Genomic DNA, 17,728 nt, shown 5'->3' with positions numbered 1-17,728 from the left:
TTAGGGAACTCCCTAATTGTTGATTATGACAAATCCCTATCCTGATGAAATAGAATTTGGTGCTAAAAGGTGCTAAAAGACTAGTTCTTTATACTAAATTAGTAAAAGTTCTTGACAGGAAAAAAATTTGCATAGCAAAATAACATAGACTAGAGAATCTATTGAGCAGATAGGATGATTCGACATGCTGAAACTACTAGGGAGAAGTCTGCAAGACTTTCGATCCTCTTATAAGAAACTACTTGTATTTGAATACTTTTTTATGCTGCTTACAAGCTTTGTCATTATTCCAGTCATCACCTTACTCTTTAATAGAATATTGATGGTAGTAGGATCAGGCTCCTTGCTCAATGGGGAAGTATACCGAATTGGCATGAGTTATGAGGGTGTGGCCGGGTTAGTTTTGATTGGTCTAGTCTCTTCCTTTGCCTTATTTATTGAGCTATGTGTAATTGTTATCATCGTCCAGCAAGCATACTTTAGCAAAGAAATTACGATTACTGATGCTTTGTTGACGACGCTGCGCAGAACACCGCGGCTGCTTGGATTTGGTTTTGTACAGTTATTGTTTTTTCTTCTTTTACTGATACCGTTTATTGATTCTCCATTTTCAGAATCATTTTATGCATTATTTAATCTACCTATCTTCTTCCAAAATCAAGTGATCGATGCTTCAACTACGATGACTTTTATATACGTCGCACTCGTTTTAATATTGTTGTATATTGTACTGCGCTGGGTGTTTGTGCTGCATTTTATTATGTTGGAGGGTAAGACCATTACGGAAGCCATTCGCAGCAGTCAGGCGTTGACGCGGGGAAGACGCTTGCGGCTGTTTGTCGCTCTGGCCTTGCTGAACGGAGCTGTAGTTGGGGGCAGCTTTTTCGTTATTACTACACTCTCTTATTTGCCGGTGTGGTTAAATATTGATATATTTAAAGCCTTCTCCAATCATTACTCCTTAACGCTATCGACAATTTTGACGTATATGTTCACGTTGCTAGTCATTCCTATTAATATCATCGTGTTGACCCGTTTATTTTATTATTTCGGCTACAGCCAAGGAAAGAAGCCGCAAGATATCGCCTATGTTTATCGCAGCAAGTTAGGTCGTTTGGAAAAACGATTCTTCGCTTCCTTGAAAAGGATAAATCGTCCACACTTATGGTTTGTAGTAATAGCCATTGTGTACCTAAGCTTAGCTCTTTATATCGGTTTCAGAGCGAATGACAATCTCGTTTATGCTAAATGGACTGTGGTGATTTCAGCACACCGAGGAGATACTGAACATGCGCCAGAAAATTCGTTGCCTTCCATTATCGATGCGATCGAAAAAGGCTATCAGTCCGTTGAGATTGATGTGCAAATGACAAAGGATGGAATTGCTGTGCTTCATCATGATCAAACTTTGCTACGCATGACGGGGACACCGGTACGAATCGCTGATCTTACATTTGAGGAATTAAGCAATTTTGTTATTGGCTATGATGCCAATATGGAGCCTGTCTATATTCCTACATTTACAGAAGCATTAGCGGTAGCTCAAGGGCGTACGAAGCTGTTGATTGATTTAAAGCCATATGGTCCAAGCGATGCTTTAGTCAATGAAATCGTTCGGCAGATTCAAGCCTTTGACATGGGCCAGGAGGTTTATATTCAGTCGTTCGATCAAAGCGCGCTGCTACAAATTCGCATGCTTGAGCCAAATATTAAAATCGGACAAGTGCTCTATTTTGCATTAGGTTCATTAAACACTTTGGATGTTGATTTTTATACGATTGAACAAACGATGCTAACTAAACAATTAGTCGAGGAGGCTCATGCGGCAGGCCGTGAGGTTTGGGTGTGGACTGTCAACAGCTCTAAAAATATGAAGGAAGTATTGAAATTCCGTATCGACGGCATGATTACCGATTATCCTGGACGCGCACAATCGATGATTGAATTGAATCTGTAACAAAAGTCGTCAATGTTAAGATAGTCCTCTGTATTGAAAAATACTCAATAAAGCTTAAGAGCCAGGTGGTCTGTATATATACAGACCACCTGGCTCTTATGTGTTCACTGTGCATTCACTTTTTGCATGAGCAACGAGATTACTTGTGCACTTTCAGCGCGAGTTACATTGGCGTTCGGCATAAACAATTGCTTGTCACGCCCCTGGACTAAGCCAAGCTGCTTTAAAGCAGCAACCTCGTGCTTGGCCCAGTCGCTGATCGTTTCCGCATCACTAAAAACATTAACCTCTTCTGTTGCAACGCTTAATCCCGTTTCATGTTCATATGCTCTGTAGAGCATAACCGCCATTTCTTGACGACACAAGCCTTCATCGGGAGCAAATGTGCTACTGCTTTTTCCACTTACTATGCCAGCATCAAAGGCTGCAGCAATAGCAGATGCATACCATTTCGTCTGCTCAACATCCTCGAAGGTCATCGGCTTTGTTGCTTTCCATGACAATGACCGCTCAAGCAAAGAGACAAATTCTGCTCTAGTTATGCTTTGCTCCGGTGCAAATGATGTTGCGTTCACACCGTGAATGATTTGCCTAGCTGACATCTTTTTAATGACTTGATAAGCCCAATGAGACTCACTAACGTCTTCGAACGATTTGTCATATATCATAACAGCGAATTTGCCGAGATGGTTTACTTTTGTAGTCGCCTTATCACGCTCATATGCTCCCATATACTCCAAACTTCCGTTATCTGTAATAGAGTAAATGCCGATCAGGTCCTGATAAGCATAATCAGCATCACTTGCACCAGTTAGCTTAATTGTAACAAGTTGTGCGAAGTTCTCAAGCTGCAATGCTGTTTCATCTGCCTTTACAATAGACAGTTTAAAATCATATATTTCCCCGAAGACAGAGATATCCGCTTGATGCATTCGTTCAGCACGTTTAATCAACTCTTGTTTTTGATCTGGAGTTAGCGTAATGATTTCTAACGAAATCTGTGCTTGATCGAGCTCATCATCCGCCACGAGCAGCTGTAGTTGCTTCAACACTTCTGCAGGAACTTCAACCTCTACATCCGAATGTTTAACCTTCAAAGCATTCTTGCCATCATTCGCTTTCATATTTACTGGAAACGCCAGTTTCTGCTCGCCCTCAGCCATCTCAAAGGACAGACTAATTGGATCAGTCGATTGGCTGGAGTTCTCTGGAATGGATGGATTGCTTGGATTATTAGGAGTCGTTGAATCTGCCTTCACTTGAACAGGTACATTGAAATCATCGACATTAATATGGCCAAAGCCCCCAGTAGCCTGATCAACTACTTTAATATAAAGCTCCTCACCGATATAAGGCGATGCATCCCATATTTTCCTCTGATATTCCTCATAATTGGTTGCAGTCGCTTTAAACAGCTCCTTGTCGTCTGCTGCTCGAACCAGCGCAACATACAAGCGCTCGATATCGCGTCCTCCACTGATTAGAAAGTCTATTTTTCCGTTGCCGCCAAGAACAAAGTTTTGTGATCTTAGCGTTCCTGTTAAGCTATCGCCACCTGCTGACTCGTTAAAGCCCCATAAATGATAGCCCCCCGGAATTTTGTGAGAAGGATTAAAATAAATCGTATCCCAGAAAAACTGTTGATTCGTTACATGTATATCCTGGAATGCTTCACCCTCTGCAATCCACCCTGTCAAATCTCCACTTGCAAAATCATGGTTAGGCAGCTCTGTAATATTAGTGAATTGTGTGTTATCCCAGTTTTCCGGGATATAAACAGGTGCGGCTGGCTCTCCCGTTAAAGCGTTCATCTCCCATACTTCCATTGACTTCACCGTAATATCATCATCGGCCCAGAACTGCAAGCCTAAAGAATCATAACGTCCTACATAGACACGTGTGGTCAACTTTTTCTTGTAGTTGGCAAAAGCTTCAATAACGGAGCGATCCAAATAAATGTGCAGCTTTAAATTCTCTCCGTCTAGCTCTACATAACCGCCTTGTATACCGTCGACTCGAACATCCGGATCAATGCTGCTCTTCGTACGATCTACATTAAAGCTTTGATCTGCTTTATCATAATAGATGAATGTCTCTTCTTGCCCATTTGCGGAACGACGAACTTTCAAGCCAAATTGTTGTGCATCGCCAGGATCAATTTCAGCAATAATCTCTAGCATGTCTCCCTGAACATTCTCGATTAAGCTATTAGCAGAATTAAGACTTTGATCCGTAAAATCTATGAGCTTGCTGCCACGAAGTCCGCTAAGCTCCTCAATTGGCTCAATTCGCAGCTCATCCTGTTCATCCAAGCTTAGGCTAACTGGCAAAGCCAAGTTGTGCGCCCAACCCGCTTCGTATTCAGCCTGTGGTGTTCTTACATTTTGCACCATTGAGAATACAACCGTTCTTCCATCTGGTGTAACAAGCCCGCTTTCTGCAGTTAAATATCCTTTGCCTACATCCAATGTTGTTGGAGCTTCCTGATCAGGAATAAATCTAAAGTTGTCACGATCCCATGTCCCGATCCAATAAAAAACCTCTACCTCTCTTAGCACATCATTGGCTGAAGGCACATGCTCGGGCTTTTCGTGAGGATTGATCATAAAAATATGCTTGCTATTTCCCTTACTGTCCGTGCCGAGCGGCAATAATACCGGCAGTTCCCATACAGTGCCAAGCTCTGGATATACGCTTCTGTCACTTACATAGAGCGGCCCCTTATACTCCCAATTGTACATATCATCCGATACATACACGAGAGCTGTACCACTGCTCATATCGGGTAGTCCTGAAGTGACAAGCTGATACCACTTGTCAACCTCCTCATCGTACCAAACGAATGGATCACGGAACTCGTTATGGATGCCGATTCCATTCTGCTCCGTTACGGGTACTGGATGCTTTACCCATTGCTGCAAATACGGATCAGATAAATCAGCAGGAGTGGCGACTGCTGTTCTCTGATTCGGTGATTCTGCATCATTGCCAGCAGTATAGAACAAGACCGGATTGCTGTTTCGATCATATGCGGCGCTTCCTGACCATACGCCATCTGGAACAAGCGTACCAGCTTCAGGTGCAAGCGCAGGTCTTACATTCTCCCAATGAACCATATCATCACTGACCCAATGTCCCCAGTGGATTTGATGCCAGAAAGGCCCTTGTGGATTATGCTGATAAAACAAATGATACTTCCCATTGTAGTAAATTGGTGCATGTGCTTCATTCATCCAGTTTTGCGGAGGAATAGCATGATATTGCGGACGATGCTGATCTCCGTCAAATACACTTGGATCCTCATCGATAGCATAATTGGGTATATCTGGGATCGTCCCGTTATGAAGCGCTTTCATAGCGGCGTATTCATTCCTTATCATTTCTGGTGCAAGCGCAGTATTGTGCAGCTTCACTTCGTCTATAAGCCCACTGAACATATTAAACGAGAATACTCCTGCCAGTTCAACCGGCTTATTATTTTTACCGATAATTAGGCTTTCAGTTGAAGGTGTTAGCGACATGCCGACAGGCGTCACTTGTGAGGCTACCTCCTCACCATTAAGATATAATGTAATACGTCCGTCATCTTTATCGAATGTAGCTACTACATAGTTCCACTTATACTTTTCCAGTGGATGATCATTCACCCATACTTGAATCCATTGTCCGCCAATGCCAACCTGCATGGACCATGCTCCGTGCCGATACATGCCTAACGCAAAGCCTTCTGCTTTATCTTGATTGGATTGGTTGACAATTGCCGACAGCTTGCCGCCGTCTCCCCACTCATAGCTGCGCGGTGAAACCCACGCTTCAATGGTTAATGCATCCCTTACAGGCACTACCTCGTCTGCATTGATCTCGATATAATTCGAATATCCATCGAACAGAAGAGCGCCACCCTTTACGCCGTATGAAGTCCAGCGCGGATCTTTGGCTGCCATATATCTTGCTTCATTGAATACATAGTTAACATCATGCTGCAGGTTGCTCACTTGCTCCATTGCTAGCATTCCAGATCCTTCATCAAGGTTAAGATAGGATACAACACCTAGATGATTCGCTTGAAAACCATCAACTGCAATGCTTGCAACTGCAGATTGATCGACAACTTTTATGTAAAGATTGTCATTGTAATACTTCTGCACATTCCAGGAGATATGCTCATTAGCGCTTACGTTTTCCGTCTTCATCAGCATAGTATCACTGCTCGCATCATAAAGTGCCACATAGGCATCCTGTGGATTTACTATATCCAAAATTGTGAACTGAATCATTCCACTACCTTGAAGCGTGAAGATACTTGAAGCAATCGAACCCCGCTGTTCTAAGTCTGATTGAGCGAAATAAGTTCCTGCTTTGAGAGCATGATCTTCATCTGTAACATGAAAAGCGTCGCCCGTTACTATCCAGCCTTGAAAATCTCCGCTTTCAAAGCTTCCATTAACCATTTCCGTTGGATTAATATTGCGCGCAATTATTCCATCTTCAGGAGCAATTTCATAGTAAGTTTGGAAATCATCAGAGAAAACCAAGCCCCAATCCGAGGTAGCATGGTCTACGATTTCCACATAAAGCGTTTTGCCTAGATGCTCTGACAGATCCGCCTTATACTGCACCATATTGGCTAGCTTCATGCCTTGTGCTGGATCTGGAAACCCTTGCTCGCTAAATTCATCATTGCCATAGCGTGCGATTACTTTCCCGCTGTCTGCTTCAACGATACGTACATACACTTGATCCTTTTGCTTACCACCACCCAGCCTGAACGTAATCCAGCCTGTTCCGCCTAGCTCGAAGCTGCTGGAGCGTAATATCCCTGTCGCGGATTCGTCATACCTCCAACCGTTTAGGTGATAGTTGCCTTCCTGATTGTACGGGATTTCCTCGGCCCACCATGTCGTCTCATCAGAAACGCTGTTCTCACCAAATGCACTGCCTTCAACAACCGACCAGCCCGTCAAATCTCCTGTTTCAAAGCCCGGATTGATCAGCTGATGGCGTGCAAAATCCGGCTTAATATCGATAGCAATAATGCCCTCAGGCGGCTCCGCCTCATGATACATATAGAGCGCATCCGCAAAAATCAAGCCCCAGTCTGAGGTAGCATTGTCGATGATTTCTAAGTAGAGCTTCTTCCCCAAATGCTCAGATAAATCGGCCTTATACTGTGTCAAATTGGCCAGCCGCATTCCGTTAGCGGGATCTGGGAAGCCAGAATCGCTAAAAGCTTGATTGCTGTATCTAGCAACCACTCGCCCTGTATCCGCTTCCAAAATATTGATGTATACTTTATCCGAATTTTTAGCTCCGCCAAGCTTAAAGCTGATCCAGCCGCTTCCACCAAGCTCAAAAGTACTGGAGCGGAGTATACCTGTTGCGGATTCATCATATCTCCAGCCGTTTAAATGATAAGTGCCCTCCTGGCTATAAGGGATCTGCTCCGCCCACCAGGTTGTTTCATCGGATACACTGTTCTCACCGAACGCACTGCCTTGCACAACTGTCCAGCCCGTCAAGTCCCCGCTTTCAAATCCGGGATTGATGATGTGATAAACACTTTCTGCCGTCTCTTCCAGCACTTCTTCCGTTAATTCTGTGGATACGGATAGATCTGTTTCAGAATACGCTGCAATTGAAGCTGTGGGAATAAACAGCTGAAATACTAAGGCCCCAATTACCGCCACTGTAAGCAAATTTCTTGCTTTACTCACTCTACTCATCCATGCTCCTCCTTCATATTTCTTCATTCAACAACAGAAGAACTCAAAAGTGAAACGTTTCCAAAATTTCTGACTATTTAATTTAGCGTTAAGTTTTTTTGGACATTTACTCCCGATACAACTGGCAAGGAGCGTATTAACGCTCCCTATACCAAAACCTTTGTACTTCCATATCGAGCGTTAACGGTGATTTTCCCATCACCCCAGAGCTCAAGTCCGCTCCTCGATTCTCACATCGCTAAATTGGCCGTGGCCTTGGCTGACGAACATACCAAGCTTCCCTCGTGGAATATCGTACATTCTAGCACTCATCGCAATGTCATTATTGATGTAAATTTCACAAATCGAGCCGTCAATCAACACTTTGATTTCGTAAGAACGATCTGGAATAAGCTCAATCGGACGCTCAAGCTCGACCTCGTAAGGGAATGTCTTTCCTCCCTCTTCCGACTGCATAATCTTTCCTCGAAAGGTAAGGCGATTCCGTTGCGGCTCTAGGGTAACGTAATAGGCCTCATCCAGCGTATCTTGCATGCGCAGCATAAACCCTACACCTTGCGTATATTCGGAGAATGAAACACTAGCCGAAATCTTACATTGATTAGGCAGTTCCTCTAGGCTCAGGCAACCAGCGAAGCTATACGGTGACATACAGGAAAGCTTTCGATCAGTAATATGCCAATCCCCTGTAATGCTCTCATAATGTACCGATAACGGATGCGAAAACGCCTGATCAACCGTATCCGGTACTTTAACACCAAGAGTGCCGTCAGCACGCTGAACGATTTCATGGACGATTAGGTTTCCTCCCCAATCCCATGAGTTATAGTCCTTACCTCTAGAGTTAGGTGGATTCCAGCCGAATAAATCATCGTTTTTTGTTGGGTTCCAACCGAATAGATAGCGACTTTGACCGTCAGACACTGATTTTGCTGCATAGAATGCTCGCCCGTCGAAGGTATCCTCCCCAGGAGTCAACCATGGACCATCCAAGGAACGACTCATTCGGTAAAAGGTCGCAAATCGTCCGGTGTAGGAGGAGTAGATTAGATACCACCAATCCCCGATTCGAAATAAATCAGGACATTCATGTGCTCCTACGTGTAGATTTGGCGCATACAACGGCTCTCGGTACTCCCACGTTTTAAGGTCTTTAGATGAGAGAAGCGCGGTACATCCTTTTCGGTTGGTCGGACCTTTCGCCAGTGCGGCAAGCAGCATCCAGTATTGTCCTTCCTCCTCATTCCAGAAAACGTAAGGATCACGCCAATCGGACAGCTCATAGATGCGATCGTCAGCGGCAAAGGTATCCTCGGGAGTGGATTCCCAGACTTTCAAGTCGTTGCTGATCGCATGGCAGACAAGCTGCTCGCCTGGTGGAAATATGCAATAAAACATATGATAAATACCATCCACCCTCAGGATATGGCCAGTACCGCCTTCAATTTTACAGGCCCCTCTTTCCTGATAAGCAACGAAATCCTTCGTTTCAATCAGATACCAGCCATGGTCAAGACCCTCCCGATCATTCTCCCTCCAGCCATGCAGATAAAACAGTTTAAATACACCGTCTTCAAAATAGGGAATAACGTCTCCTACATAGGCATTCTCTGGCCGATAAAAAAACTCCCCCATCCACTGAATCCCCCTTACAGATTGAAGTAGCTTACGCGTTCAGCTATTAGCTTTATTGCTAGATTCCCTTCATCTCCCATATATCCAGAGCTTTTACCGTCAGCTTTTTATCTCCCCAGATTTCAAGCCCTAGGGCATCTAGACGGCTCGGATATACGCGTGTTGTCAGGCTCTTCAAGCCGTTTGCATAAGCCTCGACCATCGAACGATCCAAGTATAAGTGCAGCTTTAAGTTTTCTCCCGATAGCCCCAGCTTGCCGCCTTGGACTCCTCTGCATTTTTCACCGGGATGAAGTGTCGTTTTTGTACGGTCAACTAGCAGCTTATCTTGCTTAGCATCATAATAGAGCAACGTTTCTTCCTCTCCATCTGGTGTGCAGCGAACCTTGATCCCATATTCCATGGCAGCTTTAGATTCAATTTCCAATTGAATTTCAAGCATATCTCCTCGTACATCTTGAAGCAATTGATTTGCCTCGGACAAAGATTTATCACGAATGGAAAGCCTCTTCTCTCCACGGAGCGATTGAAGCTCTTCAATCGGTTCAATTCCAAGCCTTCCATCCTGACGCAAGTATACGCTTAGTGGCAAACCGCCATTATGAGCCCAGCCTGATTTAAATTCCAATTCGGATGTTCGATCTCCCTGTGCAATTGTAAATACGATCCTTCTGCCTGTTTTTGGATCGACCATGCCGCTCGGACCTGTAAAATGGAAATCACCAACGTCGATCAATTGCGGTTCTTCTTGATCAGGGATGAAGGTTACATTGTTCTTGTCGAACTGACCAATCCAATAGAACACCTCAACATCCGCCCCCTTCCCAACAGGACTAACTAGCAGAAGATGCTTCTCTACCCCGTGCTGGTCAGTACCTAGCCGTAGAAACACCGGAAGCTCCCATATCGGTCCAAGATATGGGTATTTTTGAATATCGGCCTCAAAAAATGAACCCTTATAGTGCCAGTTGAGCATATCCTGTGACTCAAATGCAAGCGCTGCTCCACCTTCACCTTCGATTCCCGAGCCAACCAAAGCAAACCAGCGATCTTCATCCTTCCATACGAACGGATCACGGAAATCACCGAATGCCCCCATTCCCTTCTTCTGCACAATTAACGGCTGGGGATGTTTAACCCATGTTACTAGATTAAGGTCTTGATCCTTAGCATAAGTGCTTCTTGCAAGCGCCACACTTTGATTAGGTGAAGCACTATCATTGCCCGCTGTAAAAAACAGGACAGGCAGCCCAACCGCATCGTAGGTCGCGCTTCCTGACCACATCCCATCTGGTGCAAGCTGATCCTTTTCAGGTGCTAAAGCTATAGGAAGATCGCGCCAATGCACCAAATCCTCGCTTACCCAATGTCCCCAGTGGATATGGTGAAAATATGGCCCAAGCGGATTATGCTGATAGAACAAATGATATTTTCCGCCGAAGTAGATCGGCGCATGCGGTTCATTCATCCAATGTGCTGGCGGACTGACATGATATTGTGGTCTATGGCGATCCAGTAGTAGAGGTGTACGATCCAGCTTAATCTCCTCTATATTTAAACGTGGGTGAACGCCTCCGCTTGTCGCTTCTACAATCCGGCGATATGAATCGGCCACCTCTTCTGTACTTAATGCACGATTATAGATTTTAAGCTCATCCATAATGCCGCTAAACATATGAAGGCTGAACACATCAGCCAGCAGGCTGCTGTGATTGTTTTTGGCGATTAGCAGATCCGTATCTCTTGCTACAGAGATACGTGAGCCTTGTGGTAAAGAGGATGAGGCGATCTCAACACCATTTAAATACAGCTTGATCTCCCCTTGATCCCCATCAAACACCGCATTGATATAAGACCATTCATTTTTAGGCAATTCACATCCATCTGGAGACCAGATTTCTTCCCAGCTTCCTCCCTCAAGTCCAACCTGAAAGGACCATGAACCGTGGCGGAACATACCAAGCAAAAAGCCCTGTTTACGCTCCTGATCATACTGGTTCACAATAGCTGCTAATTTGCCTTCATGTCCCCACTCATAGGAGCGCGGGGCTACCCATACGCCAACACTGAGCGCTGATACAACCTGCTGATCGCCTGCACTGTCCTTCTGGTAGGAGTGTGTGATATACGTAGAATATCCATCGAATAGAAGTCCGCTTCCGCTTACTCCTTGTCTCCACTGCGGATCACAAGATTCGGTAAACTCCGCTTGATTGAACACGTAATGAATCTCATTCCGAACTTGGGATACATGCTCCAATGCAGCTTTACCTGCACCTTCATCGAAGGGCCAATACAATACTAGCCCCTTATTTTCGGGTATGTGGTTCATGTGTGATCGCTCCTTATGATTACTGATGATTAGAATGATGAATGGAGTTAAGATAATGAATGTTAAGCGAATTCAATTCACTTTGTCCCGCAGCTGCATCGATGACAACTTCTTCAATTGGAGCATCAGGGAAAATTTGATCCGTTATTACAGTTACCCCATCATTGGCAAACACTTCAACAGAACTACGATCGAGCCAAATATTCAGCTTAACGATGCCACTTTGCGCAATAACTTTCACACCGTGTTTAGCTGGAAAAGCTGGATGGAAATCCGTTGCGCTGCATTTCGAACGGTCAATATATAGCCATTGCTGCTCTGGGTTATATCCAATAACTGCTTCACTCTGCTCTGAGGCTTTTAATCTGATGCTGACTTCTTCTCCTGAGGTGGTATCAATCTCCATCTCAATCTCCAAAAGCTCACCGTTTGTTTTTATCTTAAACGGAGCCGTTGGCGTCACAGTCAATGCGTTCCAGCTCATGGAGGATTTACGTAGCTGCTCTACTTCTTTAACTGGCATCTGTACTAAAACTAAGTCATCGTTCCAGCTTTTCAATGAGAGCGCTCGTGGTAAAGTCATGGCGCCTCTCCATTCTCCCGTAGGTGTTTCATTCGCATATTTCCAGTTGCTCATCCACCCGATCATGACTCTTCGTCCATCCTGCTTAGGAATATCCGACCAGGTTACCCCTGCGTAATTATCGCGTCCATAATCAACCCATTTCACGTGGTCAGCTGGATAATCGTTGATGAATGTAGAACCATCGAACTTGCCTATAAAATACTGCGTGCGTGATCCTTCTGGGCAGTTAGGATTATCCCCAATGCTTATAATTAACACCCACTTTGACTGTCCGTTACCATCAATCGGCAACTCAAAAAGATCTGGACATTCCCACACTCCATCATGCGATCCTTGCCCAACGCCAAATTCACCGGTAAACGACCATTCACGCAAATTATTTGAACCATAAAATCTCACTCGATCACCAGCAACGATTACCATTACCCACTTTTGGCTCTGTTCATGCCAAAATACTTTTGGATCTCTAAAGTCAATTAGCTCACTCTCAGCCAGCATAGGATTACCCTCGTACTTGTTCCACGTATTTCCTTTATCGCTGCTGTATGCTAAGCTTTGTCGCTGTCTTGGATTTCCGGTTTCTGGGCATGTATCCGCATGAGTAAATAGCGCAACTAGCCCATGAGTACCATCGAACAGACCGCTGCTATTATTCCAATCGACGACACAGCAGCCGGAAAATATAGCTCCGTGCTCGTCTGGAAACAATGCGATCGGTTTATGCTGCCAATGGATTAAATCTTGACTTACCGCATGCCCCCAATGCATCGGTCCCCATTTGTTACCATGTGGATGATGCTGATAAAAGAGATGATACGCGCCTTCATAATATACTAATCCATTAGGATCATTCAGCCAGTTAGAAGGCGGTGAAAAATGAAACTCCGGCCTGTAGTTTATATTACGTACTTGAGTTGATTCAATCAGCTTGTTAATCTCGCTTGCTGTAGGCATAGATTGAAGAGCTCCCTTCCTTGTTGTTACTAACGCACCGCTGGCGTTGGCGAATGTCAGCATGCTGATCATTTGCTCTTTTTCCAGCTGCTGCAAAGAACTTTCAAGTTGTAGTATTTTATATAACAAGCTACCCATAAAAGCATCACCGGCACCTGTCGTATCTATGGCTTGAACAGTGAACCCTGGTACATAGCCATCATCATCTGACAACCGATAATAGCAGCCTTTTGCACCTAATGTGACTACGATTAATGTAGTGTTGAATTGTTTTTGTAATGTCAAAGCTCCTTCTTGTATATCCGTGGTCCCTGTTACAAAGAAAAGCTCTTCTTCTGAAATTTTCACAATATCAGCATAGTTCAAGCCCCAACGTATGCATTGCTTTGCGTCCTCTTGGTTCTCCCACAAATCAATGCGAATGTTCGGATCGAACGAAATTAAAACTCCTGCTGCTTTTGCTCTTTCCACTGTCTCTTTCGTTGCCGTACGTGCCGGCTCATGGGTCATCGATACCGAGCCAAAATGCAGTATTCGGCAGCTTTCAATTCTATCAAACGGGATATCCTTTGATTGCAAGAAGGTATCTGCTCCCGGCTTTCTATAAAAGCTGAACGATCGATCTCCATCATCATTCAAATGAACAAACGCCAGAGTTGTACCCGCTTCATCCGTAAACGAAAGCATCGAGCCATCAACCCCACATTTAAGTAAAGCTTGATGCAGCAATGAACCAAAATGATCATTGCCAACCTTGCTAACCAATGCTGCCCTGCTGCCTAATCGTGCTAGTATAGCTGCTACATTAGCTGGAGCTCCCCCAGGGTTGCATATAAACTGCTCGTTTTCCTCCTTCGATCGGTCTGCCGGAGTAAAATCTATTAGTACTTCTCCAATCGCGATTACATCAAGCACAGTTTCTCCCCACCTATAACATTCTTATTTATCTATTAGCTGTTCAAGTTTGCGTTGTAACGGTCAAGAGCTGTTTGATAGATTTCCATCAATTCGTTCAGCCCCATCTTCTCCAGCGTTGAAACATAGCTGTCCCATTGCTCTTCTACACCGCCATCAACGATGAACTTACCTCTTTGCGTATTTACATACTTAATCAATTCTGGTTCGATCTTGTTGATTCTGTTGAGCTCTTCAGGCTCGAAGAAAATACTTGGATAGTTTTCCTTCTCCATATAAGCTTCATAGTACTGCTCTAGATCTTTAGCACGCTGTTGTGCTCGAGGCTCCAAATCTACCACTTTTCCTAAGTCTTCGATTGTAATGACACCAGGCGCACCTGCCCCAGGTGAAACTTGTTGACGGAACTCGCCCGCAGAGACGCCTTCAGGTAGAGGTAGATTCACTAATTTTCCATTCTCATCCTTCTCATATACGACATCTATTGGTCCCCAATGAATTTGTGCTGCCATATACGGCTCGTATTGTTGATCAATCCAACGCATCGTAATTTCAGGATTTTTATTCGCTTTTGTAATAATGAATGCGCCGCGTCCTGGACCACCACCATTGGCACGTCCGATGGTTTGATCTCCATTCGGTCCTTTAAGTGGAGAAAGTAATGCATAGTCTTGGCTGCGGTCTGTACCTACCACTTCCTCAACCTCCCACCAAATGTAGGATCCGAGTGTAACATCCTGTGTCTTACCCTTAGCAAGGTACTGAGCAGCGTCCTGTGTAAATGATTCAGGATCAATTAGCCCTTGCTTATACCATTTCTCATGAAAATAGTTCAATGCTTCTTTATATTCGGGCTGTATCGCAGTAAAGATCACTTTACCGTCACGTACGATTCGATGCTCTAAGTTATCAGGCATCCCGAAAGCGCCAAACAGGCCAGCAATGTCCATACACCACTGCATGTGCATAAAGCTTAATGGAATTTCGTCTGGCTTGCCGTTGCCATTAGGATCCTGTGTTTTAAAGGCAACCAAAGCTTCTGTGTATTCATCCAATGTTTGAGGCATACTCAGTCCAAGCTCATCCAACCACTTTTTGTTGATGACGTGGAAGAATGGATTACTTCCAAGATTATTTTCTTCCCAAGATGGCAAGCCGTAAATATGTCCATCTGGCGCTGTAATTGATGATTTGATATCAGGTCTACGTTCCAATAGTGCCTTAAGATTAGGGGCATATTGATCGATCAAATCTTCAAGGGGAATAATTGTACCGTCTTTTCCATACGTAATAAGCTCATAATCCGAGAAGCCAGCAGCGTAAAATGCATCTGGCAGCGTTGAACTAGCGAGCAATAAGTTTTTCTTTTCTGCAAAATCTGTATCAGGGATATTTTCCCACTCTATTTTCACATTGGTTTGCTCTTCAAGCCGTTTGAAAATTTCCATTTCTGAAAACTCTGGTGATAGTGCGGATTTGGGGGACAGCATTTTTAACGTTACTGCTTCATTAACAATTGGCAAGCCCGTTACGTTGAAATTAGCCTCCTGATTTGCTTGGTTTGAGTTTTTTTCACCATTTTTAGCATTGTTGTCTCCACAACCGCTTAAAATTAATGATCCTACCAATACGAGAGTCGTTGCGCCTTTAATAATAGATTTCATACTTATAGAACCTCCCTTTAATTCGTTCCATACTTCTGAATGACTCGTTATCCCTTTTCTATATTAATAAGCAGAGCCTATGCAACCCTTAGACATCCCCCCTCTCAAAGCATTGTCACTTGTCGCATTTAACCTTTAATCGAGCCGATGAGCACACCTTTGACAAAATACTTCTGCAAGAAAGGATATAAGATCAACAACGGTAAGCTCGATACGATAATGACTCCATACTTGATTAATTCGGTTACACGCATTTTCGCAGCATAAGATTCAACATCCACCATCATGCCAGCGTTTACCTGGTTTTGAACAAGAATATTGCGCAGCACCAATTGAAGTGGATACTTGTTCCCGTCATTTAGATAAATCAAAGCATCAAAAAATCCATTCCAAAACCCTACGACATGATAAAGCACCATTACAGCAATAATTGGTTTAGATAAAGGAAGTACAATGCTCCAGAAAAATCTGGTGTTGGAGCAACCGTCCATTGAAGCAGCCTCCCACATCTCATCAGGAATTGAGGATTGAAAAAACGTTCTCACAATAATGACATTGAATACGGCTCCAGCTCCTGGAATAACAAGTGCCCACATCGTATTCAGCATGTTCAAATCTTTAATTAATAGATAAGTAGGGATCAGCCCGCCACTAAAAAACATCGTAATCAGCAAGAACCACATGATGACCGATTTCCCAACTAGATTTTTGCGAGCTAATGGATAAGCCGCAAATACAGTTACGGCTACACCGATGAACGTTCCTACACCCGCATATAGAATCGAATTAAGGTAACCAAGCCAAATAGAAGAGTCATTGAAAATCCGCTCATAGCCATCAAGTGTAAAGCCTTTCGGATAAAACCAAACTTCACCTGAATAAATAAGATTAGGATCACTGAAGGAAGCAATGAAAACGAAGTAAAGCGGAAGCAACACAATGAGCATAATAACAGTCAGCAGAAAATAATTGATTACATCAAACCACATGTCTCCTCTGCTTTTTCTTTTCAATAAATGATTCATGATGGTTTCCCCCTACCACAAGCTAGTTTCCGTCATTTTTTTGGCAATTCTGTTAACAGTTACAATGAGAATAATGTTAATAACCGAATTAAACAGTCCGACTGCTGTTGAGAAGCTGTACTGTGCTTTTTGTATCCCTAGTTCATAGACATAGGTCGGAATAATGTTGGACGTTGCATAGTTCAGATCATTTTGCATCAAAAACGCTTTTTCAAAACCGATGCTCATGATGTTTCCAAGAGCTAGAATTAACAAAATGACGATTGTAGGTAATATACCAGGGATCTCTACATGCCATATTCGTTTCCACTTGTTGGCACCGTCCATCGTTGCCGCTTCATGTAGCTCGGGATTAACCCCCGCAAGAGCTGCCAAATAAATAATCGTTGCAAAGCCAGTTTCTTGCCAAACTCCTGATAATATATACAGCGGACGGAACCAATCCTCATCTGCCATAAATAGTATCGGTTCGCCTCCAAACCAAGTAATTATATGGTTGATGATCCCGCTGTTCGGTGATAAAAAGACATTCATCATACCAACTAATACAACAATCGATATAAAGTGCGGGGCATAAATGACGGTTTGGATAAACTTTTTGAATCTTTTGCTCATCATTTGGTTCAGCATAATGGCAATAATGATTGGTGCAGGAAAACTAAATACGAGTGAAAGAAAACTGAGTGAAAGTGTATTCTTTATAATCGTCCAAAAATTATAAGCGTTAAAAAAGTCAATAAAATGCTGAAACCCTACCCAGCTACTGCCCCAAATACCTTGACTAGGTGAGAAATCTTTAAAGGCAATTTGCACACCGTACATCGGATAGTACCTAAACAGTACGTAAATCAAAACGATAGGTAATAGAAACAGATATAACTCATAATCTCGTTTAACTCGACTCCAAGCTTTTCTCTTTGATTTCATCATCAGTGGG

The 17,728-nt window shown here is 43.6% G+C and carries 8 protein-coding genes; 1 reads left to right on the top strand and 7 read right to left on the bottom strand.

Annotated features, from left to right (window positions below; translation table 11 throughout):
* The first annotated feature begins 184 nt into the window (after nucleotides 1-184).
* Nucleotides 185-1,957, top strand: coding sequence for a glycerophosphodiester phosphodiesterase (locus tag M3180_RS11070; protein ID WP_251667525.1), 1,773 nt, complete (start codon nucleotides 185-187; stop codon nucleotides 1,955-1,957).
* Between the two features lie 104 nt (nucleotides 1,958-2,061).
* On the opposite strand, the gene M3180_RS11065 is transcribed toward M3180_RS11070, so the two are convergent.
* The 7 genes from M3180_RS11065 to M3180_RS11035 form a co-directional block, all read right to left on the bottom strand.
* Complete coding sequence (locus tag M3180_RS11065; RefSeq protein ID WP_251667524.1) at nucleotides 2,062-7,680, bottom strand: S-layer homology domain-containing protein; 5,619 nt, start codon at nucleotides 7,678-7,680, stop codon at nucleotides 2,062-2,064.
* 210 nt (nucleotides 7,681-7,890) lie between these two features.
* Nucleotides 7,891-9,315, bottom strand: a complete 1,425-nt coding sequence (locus M3180_RS11060) for a glycoside hydrolase family 32 protein (RefSeq protein ID WP_251667523.1) — start codon at nucleotides 9,313-9,315, stop codon at nucleotides 7,891-7,893.
* A gap of 58 nt (nucleotides 9,316-9,373) precedes the next feature.
* Nucleotides 9,374-11,647: a GH32 C-terminal domain-containing protein gene (locus tag M3180_RS11055; RefSeq protein ID WP_251667522.1), complete on the bottom strand. Its 2,274-nt coding sequence runs from the start codon at nucleotides 11,645-11,647 to the stop codon at nucleotides 9,374-9,376.
* Nucleotides 11,648-11,666: 19 nt separating this feature from the next.
* Entirely contained in the window at nucleotides 11,667-14,102 is a 2,436-nt protein-coding gene (locus tag M3180_RS11050) for a PfkB family carbohydrate kinase (RefSeq protein WP_251667521.1), read from the bottom strand.
* 35 nt (nucleotides 14,103-14,137) lie between these two features.
* Nucleotides 14,138-15,766 carry an ABC transporter substrate-binding protein gene (locus M3180_RS11045; RefSeq protein WP_251667520.1) on the bottom strand — a complete coding sequence of 543 codons (1,629 nt, stop codon included), beginning with the start codon at nucleotides 15,764-15,766 and terminating at the stop codon, nucleotides 14,138-14,140.
* A gap of 128 nt (nucleotides 15,767-15,894) precedes the next feature.
* Nucleotides 15,895-16,791, bottom strand: coding sequence for a carbohydrate ABC transporter permease (locus M3180_RS11040; RefSeq protein WP_251667519.1), 897 nt, complete (start codon nucleotides 16,789-16,791; stop codon nucleotides 15,895-15,897).
* Nucleotides 16,792-16,803: 12 nt separating this feature from the next.
* Nucleotides 16,804-17,721 (bottom strand): ABC transporter permease, encoded by a 918-nt coding sequence (locus M3180_RS11035; protein WP_251667678.1) that lies wholly within the window; start codon nucleotides 17,719-17,721, stop codon nucleotides 16,804-16,806.
* Nucleotides 17,722-17,728: the final 7 nt, after the last annotated feature.

Origin of the sequence: Paenibacillus camelliae (assembly GCF_023715345.1) — a bacterium.
Lineage (GTDB): Bacteria > Bacillota > Bacilli > Paenibacillales > Paenibacillaceae > Pristimantibacillus > Pristimantibacillus camelliae.
This window is presented reverse-complemented; position numbering and strand designations above follow the sequence as displayed.